Source organism: Paenibacillus typhae (assembly GCF_900099765.1).
In the GTDB taxonomy this organism is placed as follows: domain Bacteria; phylum Bacillota; class Bacilli; order Paenibacillales; family Paenibacillaceae; genus Paenibacillus_AQ; species Paenibacillus_AQ typhae.
Genome location: NZ_FNDX01000058.1, coordinates 24,504 through 36,651, shown reverse-complemented (window position 1 = coordinate 36,651; position 12,148 = coordinate 24,504). Strand labels below are relative to the sequence as shown.

The following is a 12,148-nucleotide window of genomic DNA, read 5'->3' as shown; positions in this document are numbered from 1 at the left end:
AAGATCTGCAGCACGGTCACTTTCCAGAAGGCGAAACCAATTCTTCCCTTCGAAGGCCAGGGAGAACACGATTTGAAAAATTGCTAGGCTCGAAAGACCGAACGATTTGGAAATACCTGCTTGTCGTAAGGTTTTCCCGATTTGAAGATTGGCAAAAAGTTTGGAAAAGCGAGACTGTTCAGACAGGGAATGTTGTTGTAACATAGGGTTGCGCACCTTTCTTGTTGGCATGTGAGCTCGACACTTCCATGATACCAAACAAGCGAGGTGTTTTTTGTCAACTTGGCTAAATATAGCGAATTCTTCTTACAGCCTCAAGGGTTTAAGCCGATTTTCTAGCTGCGAAAGTTGAGTAATTAAGTAATTCTGATATTAATTGAAGATTAAAATCACTTGTTATTTTATAAGATAAAGACTGATTTCTTGAAGTATCTAAGTTATACAAAAATAAATTTAAATAATGATTGTCATATAGAGTGATTCCAATTGTGTTTTGTTTGTTCTCTCCCTTTACTGTAATCCAATAAGAATGGTCAAACTCAATAGCTGAAAAAGAATCCTTTTTCAGCTGCAATTCAGAAAACACTGACATGATTTTGTTGATTGTTTCTGAATCGGTTAGGGTTACTATGAAGAATCTAAGAGACTTGAAACGTAGAGATAGAGAATGATGTAAATTAATTGTGTGAAATATTATTGTTAGTGATATAATATCCTTACATTTAACTGCGGAGGGGAATCACATGACAATAAGTGTAGTGCTGGTTGCGATTATTGCCTTGCTGCATATCTACATACTCTATCTGGAAATGTTCCTATGGGCGACACCGAAGGGGCAGAAGGCATTTGGCACTACCGCTCAGGTGGCACAGGATTCGAAGGGGCTTGCTTTTAACCAGGGACTGTATAACGGATTTCTGGCAGCGGGGCTGATCTGGGGGATTTTCTATCCGGATGCCGATGTAGGCCAGCATATCCAGCTATTTTTTCTCAGCTGCGTGCTGATTGCGGGGATTGTCGGCAGTCTGACTGCCAAAAGATCCATTTTGTATATTCAAGCTGTACCTGCCCTGGTGGCTATCGTTGCTGTCCTTATGAAGTGGTAACTATATCATGAAAAAAACTCCCTGTATCCGGCCATTGCCTGGTAAGGGAGTTTTTTGGTGTGGCCAGAAATAATAATGAACTAGTCCAGCAGCTTGGCGATATCGGCTTCGATCTGGTCAGGAGTGGTCGAAGGGGCGAACCGCTTCAGCACCCGGCCCTCCTGATCCACCAGAAATTTGGTGAAGTTCCATTTGACGCTTTTAGATCCCAGTACGCCGGGGGCTTCTTTTGATAAATACTTGAATAGTGGATGGGCATTATCGCCTTTGACATCGACCTTTTCGTACATCGGGAAGGTTACCCCGTAATTAATCTCGCAGAACTCGGCGATATCCTCGCTCTCACCGGGCTCCTGGCTGGCAAATTGATTGCTCGGAAAGCCGAGCACCTCAAAGCCGCGGTCCTTGAATTTATCATAGACCTCCTGGAGACCCTTATATTGGGGGGTGAATCCGCACTTACTGGCTGTGTTCACGACGAGCAGCACTTTGCCTTTGTACTTGGAGAGCGACTCTTCCTGGCCGCGCAGGGTGTTAGCTTCATAATCATAAATGCTCATGAATCAGGCCTCCCGAACATAAATTTACCACAATTTAATTTTACACTATATATTTCAAGATGCAAGCGTACGGATTGTGACAAGACCGGTATCATCGTTTCAAAAAATACCTGTAGTTTAATTTTAAGTGTGTGTAAGTCAAAATTGGATTCCCAAAAAGGAGTAGATTAACGATGACCACATTAAAAGCTTTGTATACTGCGACAGCGACAGTTAAAGGCGGACGCGAAGGTTCGGTTGAATCCTCAGACGGCGTTCTCAAGCATGATCTGAAGATGCCTAAAGAGCTTGGCGGACCCGGAGGTAACGGTACCAACCCTGAGCAGCTGTTTGCAGCAGGATACGGGGCATGCTATGAGAGTGCACTCGCCAATATTGCCCGTAAAGAGGGCGTGAAGCTTCAGGATGTTACGGTTACCTCCAATGTGCTGATCGGTAAGGATGAGAGTGACGGCGGCTTTAAGCTGGGTGTGAGACTGGACATCAGCCTGCCGGGCATTGAACGTTCCCAGGCTGAGGACCTCGCCAAGAAGGCGCATGAATTCTGCCCCTACTCCAAGGCCACACGCGGAAATATAGATGTGGAGCTCAATATCGTTTAGGTTGACTATAAAGATGTATTTTAGGGAAAAATGGCTAAATAGAGACGGAAGTCTGGTTGGCGGGACAAATAGCGGGCGGCAGCGCGTACTTCGGTTGACATCACCCCCAAAAATCTTTATTATGTCTAAGTACTTGTTAAAGCTACGTGTGCTATCAGAACCAAAAATTTAGATAATGGGTGATGAAGATGTCTTACAGACCGAAAATTACGAGCGTGACCAAAGCCAGCAGCAATGATAAAGTGGGCTTGTACGAATTTATTATTAAAACTGCTGACGGAACACAATGCCGCGCGTTTTACAGCCGGAATCCGGAATGGAAAATGACGAACATCAGCCGCCTGCTTAAAACTCCATGCCCGGTGTGCCGCAAGGACTTCATCTGCAAGTGCATGGAAGCATACACCGCTGATTTCGAAGATCAGATGATCGGTGACCAGTGGATTGAAAAGGCGATTGCCGAATAATTGTAACGGACGGACAATAAATGCGCGGGAGCTATCCCGCGTTTTTGTTTTATATAAGATAGGCGGTATGCAAAGGGGGACGGAGTGTGAGGAAGGAAATAAGCCTGGAAGCCGGGCAGGCAGTTGTATTGATTGATGGTGTCTGTCATCTGTGCCAGGGGCTGGTCCGGTTCATTATTCCGCGTGATCCCACAGGCCGGATAAAGTTCGCTCCGCTGCAGAGTGACAAAGGGCGTGAGCTGCTGCTGGCTGCAGGGCTTGAGTCTGACCGGCTGGATACGGTGGTTCTGCTGGAGAATGGAAGGATCTATACGGAATCTTCTGCTGTGCTGCGCATTGCCGGTAAATTACGTTTTCCGTGGCCGGCGGCATACCTGTTTATTATCGTGCCTCGTCCGCTGCGCAATGCGCTGTACAGGCTGGTTGCGCGGAACCGTTACCGCTGGTTCGGACGGGATGAGTCATGTCTGCTCCCAACACCCGATATCAAGCGAAGATTTCTGTAAAGTTAAAATAAAAAAGCAACGGGAGGGTTCCCGCTGCTTTTTTGTGCTGGTTCAATATGTTATTTAAGCGGTTCGGAAGAAAGCGGGTAGCTCTGCACAAGCTTCCATTTGCCGTCTGCCGTTTTTTTCAGCGTAGTGACTGTTGTGCTGCGGTTGTCCTGGAACTGCGGTCCCTTGAGCTTTTTGATGGACTGTACTGTATATAGGGCGGCTGTGTCGCCTGTGTAATCAATAACCTTCGAAGATTCTACTGTACCCTGAAGATCATAAGCCTGGAAAAGCTGGGCTGCCACTATTTTGTTCTGCTCATAACCAGGGGAGGACTCATCAATAGTCGACATCAGTCCATCGAGATCTTCCTTGTTGGTGTAGTCCATATTGGCGGCAAATACAGCCTTGATGGCATCCTCATCTGCTTTTGGTACGGTTACGGCAGCTGTCAGGGCTCCCTCAGGCAGGCTGTACTTTACGGCTTGAAGCTGAAGATTGCTGATCTTCCAATCGGCATCTTTGGAGCTGCGGGTGAGGGAGTAAATATATTCCATCTGGCTGTTTGGCATAAAGGGTCCGCTAACCTTTTCAGTAGTCTCAATGGTATGTACCGTCACCTCGTTGGTTTTGGCATCGACGATGTTCAGCTGGTCTACTGAAACTTTCAGATTATAGGTTTCGAACTGCTGCTTGAGCTGCGGACCAATCTGGGCCAGCGGGGATTTGGAATCAATAAGACTCATAAAGCCGTCATAGCTTTCTTCATTAGAATATTTCACATACTTGCTGAAAAAGTCAGCAACTGAGGCGGTTTCGTCAGTGGCCTGCAGGCTTGTGATCTCAACGGTTCTGGCAGCAGCATTCCAGACTACGTGATTGCCAGTGGCTTCACTTACAAACCGGATCGGCACATAGGTGACGTTCTTGATCATTTTGGGAGCGGTCTGGAGCGGCTTGACGATACCGTTAATGCTGGCGTTTTTGCTGCCGAGCTGCAGCTTGATGACCAGCCCCTCCTTGGTTGCTGTAATGGTGCTTGTCTTGGCATCAAAAACGACGCTCAGGCCCAGCTTCTCGAAGATAGGCCGCATCGGTACGAGAATCGCATGGCCGTCATTTAAAGGGGCGCCAGTGGTAAGCTTAAGCTGCTGCTGGTCGATCTGGATTGTAATCGGTTTCTCGGCTGCGGACGCGGAGAGGCTGATTGCACTGGATAAAGTAAGGACAGCGATGAATCCGGGTAGTAATTTCATTTGTGGCAGGTCTCCTTTGTAGATAAATGGTTTTGTCTGGCAATTCTTTACCAACTACCAGTATAACCTTTAATGCACTTTGGGTATATATCCCATAATGGACATGGTGTACCAGGGAGCTTTGGGGGTACTTATAGGAATATTGTTTTCAAAAAAAGATTGCCGCTCTACTTCATATATGCTACTATAGCTGTAAATTAAAGGATTACGAGCGGAAGCACCGTTCAATGACCGTATCTACGGTTATTGACGGTGCTTTTTTTGCTTTTTCAGAGAGGAGAGTGGCGGTTATGGCGGCAAGAGTGGTGCTGGCCGTACGCGAGAGCCAATATATTGAACCCTTACTGCATTATTTGCATCACAGCGACTACGGAGAATTGCTGAGAATTTCCGCCTTCAGCAGGCCGGATACCTTCATGGAATTTATGAGCAGCGGAGAGCCGGTGGATGCGGTAGTGGGCGATCTCATCTTTATTGAAGCCTGGCTGGTAGAGGGAAAGAGTACCATACCGTGGGCGGTTCTCAGCGAGGATGGAAGAACTGCGGGTAACAAGGAAAGTTTGGCAGGCGGTATGTTCATTCAGAAATATCAGTCGCTGCCGTCGCTTCTGGAATCCGTTCTCCAATTGTGCGAGGTCAGGCGTCCACGGGCTGTTTCTTCCCGCAGAGAGAAGACACTGCTGCTCGGTATAGTCTCGGCCAGCGGCAGCAGCGGCAAAACAACCCTTGCGCTCAATATGTCCAAACAGCTTGCCGCAACGGGCCTGTCCGTATTCTATCTGAACCTGGAGAGCGTGGACAGCAGCGGTGTACTTGTTCGGATGCCTGCGCCTAAGGCACAGGGACTGGAACAGCTGCTGTATGAGCTGAAGGCTGGATATCCGGACGGCGGAGAAGGTGCGGCGGAGAAGATAGAGCTGGGCAGGTATGTATGCAGGTATGAGGCTCTGCGCTGTGACCGGTTTATGCCGGTGGAGAATTTCAAGGAGATGCTGCAGATGACAGGGCCCGATACCCTGGATTTGCTGGAGCTGCTTGCTGCAGCAGGTCATTACGATGTTGTGCTTGTTGACACAGGTTGCATTGAGGAGGAACGGACGCAGGCAGTGCTGAAACGCTGCGGCGTGCTGCTATGGATGCTCAGGAGTGATGAGACGAGTCTTTATAAGACGGTCAAATGGCTGGAGCATGGCAGCTATGCCCACTCCGGCTGGCCGCAGGATATACGGGATAAAAGCCGGTTCGTTATGAACTTTGCTGAAGCTTCCGGGTACAGCAGTGCGGCTCTGGAAGAGCTTGAACCGGCCGGTGTGCTTCCTTTAATTCCCGCCTGGGCGCTGCAGCATCATATAGAGCTCTGTCTGGAATCACCGCCCTTTATAGCAGGCGTACAGCAGTTGTGTCAGGACATCATCGAGCCGTTGCTCCCTGAAGTATTCACAGGTAGTCTGCATGAATGAAGAATTGTTCAGAAAGCTGAAACGGGATATCCGTGCCGGGCTTGATGTCACAGCAGCGGTCGGGAACCGAGAGCTCAGCAGCTATATTGAGCGGACCATTCTTGGGATGCAGAACCTGCGTTATTTGACCGCCCAGGAGAAGCATGAGCTGGTAAAGAAGCTGTTCGATTCCTTCCGCGGCCTCGATATTCTGCAGCCCCTGGTTGATAATCCGGCGATTACCGAGATTATGATCAACAGCCATGAAGAGATCTTCGTGGAGGAGGAGGGGCAGATCCGGCGGCTGCCGCTGGCCTTTGAGTCCAGGAGCAGGCTGGAGGACATCATTCAGACTGTGGTTTCCGGTGTGGACCGGGTGGTCAATGACTCTTCGCCGATTGTAGACGCCCGGCTGCGGGATGGCTCACGGGTCAATGTGGTGCTGCCGCCGGTTGCCCTGAAGGGGCCGGCCATGACCATCCGCAAATTCCCTGAAACACCGATGACGATGAATGACCTGGTGCGCCGGGGCGCGCTGAGCGGGGAGGCTGCGGAGCTGCTGCAGATTTTTGTGGCAGCAGGCTACAACATTTTTATCAGCGGCGGAACCGGCTCGGGGAAGACCACCTTCCTTAACGCCTTGTCCCAGTTCATACCGCCCCAGGAGCGGGTCATCACGATTGAGGATTCAGCAGAGCTGCAGATTGTTACCGTGCCGAATCTGGTATCTCTGGAGACGCGGAATGCCAACACGGAGGGGCGGGGGGAGATAACCATTCGTGACCTGATCCGTTCTTCCCTGCGGATGAGACCCAATCGTATCGTTGTTGGGGAGGTGCGGGGGGCAGAGTGCCTTGATATGCTGCAGGCCATGAACACAGGTCACGCCGGAAGCTTGTCAACAGGCCACTCTAACAGTGCCCGGGATATGGTCAGCAGGCTGGAAACAATGGTGCTCAGTGCAGCCGATCTTCCGGTTGGCGTAGTCCGGCAGCAGATCAGCTCGGCCATTGATATTTTTGTACATCTCTCGAGGCTGCGGGACCGATCGCGGCGGGTGGTGGAAATCTGCGAGGTGGCCGGATTACAGGAAGGGGAGGTGGTGTTGAACCCGCTGTACGAGTTCCGGGAAACCGGGGAGCGCGAAGGGAAGATTGAGGGCAGCCTTGCGGCCTGCGGCAATCCCCTGCTGCATGCCGGGAAGCTGAAGCTGGCCGGCATTTATCAATACCCGCTGATGAGCTTTACAGCCGGACCCGGGATGAAGGAGGCGGTATGCTGAAGCGGCCGGATAAGAAGCCTGCCTCCAGGCAGGGTAAGGTTAGAAAACGCGTTCTGCCGAGTGTTGAAGGGGCGGGGAGCAGGCAGCAGCTGCCGGATTATACCGTTTACGTGCTGTCTCCCCGCTTGAAAATAGCGGCACTGCTGGCAGGCGGGCTGCTGATGTTCGGCATCGGTTACCTGTTTTATCATCAGCTGCTGATCTCTTTGCTGCTGGTTCCGGGCGGAGCTTATGCGCCGCGGATGCTGCGCGAATATCTGAAGGACCGGCGTCGCTCTGCACTTAACCTGCAGTTTAAGCAGACACTGTTTTCACTTTCCTCGTCGCTGTCTGCCGGACGCTCTGTGGAGAATGCTTTCCGCGAAGCTGTAGCCGATCTCCAGCTGCTTGATCCGGAGGGGAACAGCGATATGCTGGCTGAGCTGTCCATCATCTGCACGCGGATGGAATACAACCAGCCCGTTGAAGAGGCGCTGCATGACTTCAGCCGCCGGGCCGGGATGGAGGATGTTGGACGGTTTGCCGATGTATTTACCGTCTGTAAGCGTACTGGCGGTGATCTGGTTGAAGTGGTGCGCCGCACCTCCACCATAATTGGAGAGAAGCTGGATATCCAGCAGGACATTGCGGTAAGCATCGCACAGAAGAAGTTTGAAGCCAAGGCATTGCTGGCGGCACCGCTGCTGATGGTTCTGTTTATGAGCCTGACCGCTAGTGACTATATGGAGCCCATGTACACCGGGGCAGGCATGGCTATCTCTACACTTTCATTAGCCGGCTTGTTCCTGTGCTACCGGTGGACGACAAAGATTATGGATATTCCGCTATAGAGCGGTAAGGCCGTTTGGAGGTGAAGACATGCGGTGGGTAAGCGGTGCTGCAGCCATTGTGCTGGTTCTCGGCTGGCTTCTGCTGCGCATGAAATGCGGCCGGCGCTATGCCGGGCTGCGGAGTCTGCCGATGGAGGGACTGAGGCTGCGGGCGGCCGGGGAGCCATTTCTGCTGCTGATCGAGAAATGGCGGATCGGCAGCCATCTGCCCTCGGTCATGTTCAGAATCCAGCGCTCGCTGCAGCGCAGCTACGGTGTGCGCTACAGCCCGGAGCGCACACTGCTCTTCACGGGCGAAATGCTCAGCTACAGCTGGCTGTTTATGCTTGGCGGCAGTCTGTTGACCCTGCTTAGCGGTGTGGAGGCAGGGGTCATTCTCGGCGTGCTGCTGGCGCTGATTCTGCCGGCCGCCCTGGTCAGTGACCTGCACAAGAAAGTAAAGCTGCGGGAGCAGTTCATTATGCTGGAGCTGCCCGAGCTGCTGAACAGCATTGTACTGCTGGTTGGTGCCGGCGAGACTGTGCAGCGGGCGATTGTCCGCTGTGTAGAGAGCCGCAAAGGGGATTACAGCCATCCGCTCTATAAAGAGCTGTTCACAATGATTACCGAATGGGAGGGTGGCTATTCATTCCAGCAGGCCTTTGAGAATTTCAGCAAGCGCTGCGCAGTTCAGGAGGTGTCGCTATTTACCACTACGGTGCTGCTGAACTACCGCAGGGGAGGTGCGGATTTTGTACTGTCTCTGCGTGATCTGTCACGGATGTTATGGGAGAAACGCAAGGCGCTAAGCCGCACACGCGGGGAACAGGCTTCCTCGAAGCTGGTATTCCCGATGGTGCTTATCTTTTTGATTGTAATTGTGCTGGTGGGAACACCTGCAATCATGATGCTCAAAATGTAGGAGGATGAGGACAATGATGACAACGATAGCAGAAGCAGCAAAACGCTTGTGGAAGGATGAAGAGGGGCTGGGCACGCTGGAGATGATTATGATCATCGCGGTACTGATTGCGGTGGTTCTTGTATTCCGTACGGAAATTGTCAAGGTAGTCAAGGATCTGATCAGTACGGCGGGAAGCAAGAGCCAGGAAGTTTTTGAGTAATGAATCTGCGGAGTGAGGAAGGCAGCTTCACTATTGAGGCCTCTTTGCTGCTGCCCATCATTATGGGAATTATCATGCTGCTCCTATTCTTCAGCCTGTATACCTATCAGAGAACGATGCTGCTGCAGGCTTCCTCTGTGACAGCTGAAAGGGCTGTATACAACTGGGACAACAGCCATAAGGGGATCAGCGGAGAGTTTGCTGCCGGAGAATATGATTCCTTATATTGGCGGATCGGTGAAGATGGTCTGCTTGCCTCCCTTTTCGGTACAGGGGCGCTAAACGGGGGAGTGAAGCTCGCTGTGCCGGCTGCCGGTGTTCAGCAGGCTTTGCCTGAGGTAAAGCTCGGGCAGTCTGCAGAGAATATTCCGGCCAATATGACCGGAGAGCTCAGCTACAGCTACAGTCTGGCCAGCCGTACAATAAGCGCCCAATTGAGGCGGATGCTTCAGCTTCCCATACTGGACGGGCTGCTGGAGGATGGGGCAGTTCCTGTGGTAACGACACGGTCTGTGGTCACAGAACCGGTGGAGTTCATCCGTACTGTCGAGCTTATGCGCTATTATGGTGCAAAGTTTAAGAGCGGCGGCGGACAGGAAGGCAGCTCCGATAGAGGCATGGATAAGCAGGATGCCGCCAAAATGCTGACTGCACTGAAGAAATGAAACGGCTGAAGCCAATTGCTTATCCTGTGTAAGCCAGGATAACAGACAGGAAGGGAGCAGGGGAGATTGAGGCATGTACATAATGTATTGCCGGTTCCGCGTCAAAACAGAAGGCGAAAATTATTATGGATAAAGGAAACCGGCGGATCCGTCTCGATCTTTTTGATTGCGGCACTCGCCTTTGTCTTCCTGTTCACAGCTGTTTTGATTGACTATGCAAGGATTGCCGCTGCCAATGTGCAGCAGGAACGGCTGGCAAGGGCGGCGGTCCGGTCTGTAATGTCCTCTTATGACCTCAGCCTGCAGCAGAGCTACGGCTTGTTTGCCTTCGGGGGCGATGACGGCGGCCAGCTGTTGTCTGCAGTACTGAATGATAATTTGTTTGAGAGCGGCCGGGGAGACGCCTTTAATCTGCTGCCCGTCAAGCTAGACAGCTCTGCTCTGGACTGGAGCAGGCCGGTCGGGAGCTATGATATTTTCTGCCGGCAGATCGCCGAGGAGATGAAGTATAAAGCCCCGGTCGATTTTGCTCTTGAACTGGCCGGCAAATTCAAGCCGCTGTCGGCGGCAATGGGAGAAGCCTCACGCTCCACAAAGGTGCTCGGCAGGCTTCAGCCCCTCTACGATGCGCGTGAAGCTGCACTTGATCAGATGCTGGAACGCCGGCGGCAGGCTGCAGAGAGCGCAAGGGACCTCCAGCAGACGATTATGAATCCTCCGCAGGATTATATCAGCACCCGTACATTAAGCAATGTTGCCTCAGCCGCAGATATTGCAGCCATGTATAACGATTATGTGGGCAAATACTATACGGATCTGTACCGTGATAGAGAGAAGGAGCCTGAACGGTATCAATATGACATCGGCCGCTATCTGCAGCAGTCACAGAACCTGATCTCCGGGATACCGGAAGCTCTGTCTGCTGTCCGGCTTAAGCAAAATTCTCTTCTGGCTGAGGCCAGAGCGGCGCTGCAGCAGGCAGCGGAGCTTAATACCCAAATGAAAAATGTGCTTGAGCAGTCCCGAAGCAGCGGAGCTGAGGCCGGCCAGGCCTCGGCTGGCAGCTGGGACATCCCCGGCAGTGAAAGCACCGGACTGGGTACAGAGGCGCTGGCTAAACTGCGCGAACAGGAGGATGCACTGATCTTATCGCCGGATGAGCTCAGCGGGATGGAAAGGAATATAAGCGTCCAGGTGCAGGCTGCACAGGCGTTTGAACCGGCCGTAACCGCCTTGCCTCCTGTACTCACTGAAGCTTCCGGGCTGTACGCTGACCTTTCCCGAATGAACAGGGTTGTATTAGATGCTTCGCAGGCCGTTGCCGGTTATCTGCAGAATTACGGTAATTCAGGTGCAGCAATCTCTGCAGAGGCGGCAAAGATCGAGTCGCACCGCACCTCCGACGGTGAACGCAAGCAGATGGAGAAAGAAGCTAAGGTCAAGCTGGGGGAAGCCATGAAGCTGGTGGACCAGCTCCGCAGCTTTGGCGATAATGCTGCAGCAGCCGGACAGCGCTACAGCACGCTCCGGAAATACTACGGGGAGAGTGTCCGGTTTAATCAGGCTCAGGAGACGGCTACAGCTGCAGATTCCGGGAGCACAGATATTTATTCGGCCGCCGGCTCCGCAATGGGGAAGGTGGACGGACTATACACATCCATCGGCAGCATAATGACTGGCGCAAGAGACAGGCTGTTCCAAACGGAGTATGCTGCCCTTTATTTTCCGCATTTTGATCTTTCAGCACTGACTTCAGCAGCAGAATCGGGTGATAGTGTGGTTTCTGCCCTGGCAGGCCAGCTTGATCCCCATTCCCAGGAGCTGGAGTATATCCTGTACGGGTTTCATAACCCTGCGGGCAATGTGGCAGCAGCATATGGCGAGATTTTTGCGCTGAGGCTGGCAATCCGGACCATGGAAGGCTTTATCGAGAATGCCCGGCTCAGCAATCCGCTGGCTATCCTGGCCGCAGCGCTGCTGTACGGGGTTGAGCAGGCGGTTCAGGACATGCTCATGCTGTGCAGGACGGGAGAGGTGGTTATGTCCAAATACCTGCCCGTAAAGCTGGACTACCGCGGTTATCTGCGGCTGTTCATGCTGCTGCATGGGGCAGGTGAAGCAGAGCTGTCCCGTATGCTTGCATTAATCAGGCTGAATACAGGGATCAATCCGCAGGAAAGGTTTACGTATGCCGCCGCTGACATCCGTACGGGCTTGCGGCTTTGGTTCCTGCCGGGGGCAGTGAAGCTGCTGCATTATACCTCCGGCCTGCCGGGAGGGGTAGAAGGCAAGGTATACTACCGTACCGTGCAGGCTGACTTTTCCTATTAGCAGAAGGAGGGAA

13 protein-coding genes and 1 pseudogene are annotated in these 12,148 nt (G+C 52.1%); 11 read left to right on the top strand and 3 right to left on the bottom strand.

The window, feature by feature from the left end; all coding sequences use genetic code 11:
* Positions 1-204 (bottom strand): annotated as a pseudogene (locus BLR64_RS30625) (IS4 family transposase); the annotation flags it as partial.
* A gap of 539 nt (positions 205-743) precedes the next feature.
* On the opposite strand from BLR64_RS30625, the gene BLR64_RS27495 reads away from it, so the two are divergent.
* The gene (locus BLR64_RS27495) at positions 744-1,106 is read left to right on the top strand and encodes a DUF1304 domain-containing protein (protein WP_090719610.1); all 363 of its coding nucleotides are present in this window, start codon (positions 744-746) and stop codon (positions 1,104-1,106) included.
* 80 nt (positions 1,107-1,186) lie between these two features.
* Here BLR64_RS27495 and BLR64_RS27490 read toward each other — a convergent pair whose 3' ends face one another.
* Positions 1,187-1,666, bottom strand: coding sequence for a glutathione peroxidase (locus BLR64_RS27490; protein WP_090719608.1), 480 nt, complete (start codon positions 1,664-1,666; stop codon positions 1,187-1,189).
* Between the two features lie 173 nt (positions 1,667-1,839).
* Here BLR64_RS27490 and BLR64_RS27485 point away from each other — a divergent pair, with 173 nt between their 5' ends.
* The 3 genes from BLR64_RS27485 to BLR64_RS27475 all read left to right on the top strand — a co-directional run bounded on the left by BLR64_RS27485 (position 1,840) and on the right by BLR64_RS27475 (position 3,241).
* Positions 1,840-2,268 carry an organic hydroperoxide resistance protein gene (locus BLR64_RS27485; RefSeq protein WP_068722216.1) on the top strand — a complete coding sequence of 143 codons (429 nt, stop codon included), beginning with the start codon at positions 1,840-1,842 and terminating at the stop codon, positions 2,266-2,268.
* A gap of 188 nt (positions 2,269-2,456) precedes the next feature.
* On the top strand, positions 2,457-2,735 hold the full coding sequence (locus BLR64_RS27480) for a hypothetical protein (RefSeq protein ID WP_068722215.1): 279 nt from the start codon (positions 2,457-2,459) through the stop codon (positions 2,733-2,735).
* 86 nt (positions 2,736-2,821) lie between these two features.
* Positions 2,822-3,241 carry a thiol-disulfide oxidoreductase DCC family protein gene (locus BLR64_RS27475; RefSeq protein ID WP_090719606.1) on the top strand — a complete coding sequence of 140 codons (420 nt, stop codon included), beginning with the start codon at positions 2,822-2,824 and terminating at the stop codon, positions 3,239-3,241.
* Between the two features lie 59 nt (positions 3,242-3,300).
* Here BLR64_RS27475 and BLR64_RS27470 read toward each other — a convergent pair whose 3' ends face one another.
* Positions 3,301-4,485: a copper amine oxidase N-terminal domain-containing protein gene (locus BLR64_RS27470; protein ID WP_090719604.1), complete on the bottom strand. Its 1,185-nt coding sequence runs from the start codon at positions 4,483-4,485 to the stop codon at positions 3,301-3,303.
* 290 nt (positions 4,486-4,775) lie between these two features.
* On the opposite strand from BLR64_RS27470, the gene BLR64_RS27465 reads away from it, so the two are divergent.
* From BLR64_RS27465 to BLR64_RS27435, 7 genes are all read left to right on the top strand, one after another.
* Positions 4,776-5,945, top strand: coding sequence for a P-loop NTPase family protein (locus tag BLR64_RS27465; RefSeq protein ID WP_090719602.1), 1,170 nt, complete (start codon positions 4,776-4,778; stop codon positions 5,943-5,945).
* A complete protein-coding gene (locus tag BLR64_RS27460; RefSeq protein ID WP_090719599.1) occupies positions 5,938-7,206 on the top strand; it encodes a TadA family conjugal transfer-associated ATPase in 1,269 nt (422 codons plus the stop codon). Before BLR64_RS27465 ends, BLR64_RS27460 begins: the two co-directional genes overlap by 8 nt.
* A complete protein-coding gene (locus tag BLR64_RS27455) occupies positions 7,200-8,036 on the top strand; it encodes a type II secretion system F family protein (protein ID WP_090719598.1) in 837 nt (278 codons plus the stop codon). Before BLR64_RS27460 ends, BLR64_RS27455 begins: the two co-directional genes overlap by 7 nt.
* A gap of 28 nt (positions 8,037-8,064) precedes the next feature.
* A complete protein-coding gene (locus BLR64_RS27450) occupies positions 8,065-8,937 on the top strand; it encodes a type II secretion system F family protein (protein WP_090719596.1) in 873 nt (290 codons plus the stop codon).
* A gap of 13 nt (positions 8,938-8,950) precedes the next feature.
* On the top strand, positions 8,951-9,139 hold the full coding sequence (locus BLR64_RS27445; RefSeq protein ID WP_090719594.1) for a Flp1 family type IVb pilin: 189 nt from the start codon (positions 8,951-8,953) through the stop codon (positions 9,137-9,139).
* On the top strand, positions 9,139-9,804 hold the full coding sequence (locus tag BLR64_RS27440) for a TadE/TadG family type IV pilus assembly protein (RefSeq protein ID WP_090719592.1): 666 nt from the start codon (positions 9,139-9,141) through the stop codon (positions 9,802-9,804). The genes BLR64_RS27445 and BLR64_RS27440 overlap by 1 nt, the downstream gene beginning before the upstream one ends.
* A 66-nt stretch (positions 9,805-9,870) precedes the next feature.
* Positions 9,871-12,135: a hypothetical protein gene (locus tag BLR64_RS27435; protein WP_139172114.1), complete on the top strand. Its 2,265-nt coding sequence runs from the start codon at positions 9,871-9,873 to the stop codon at positions 12,133-12,135.
* Positions 12,136-12,148: the final 13 nt, after the last annotated feature.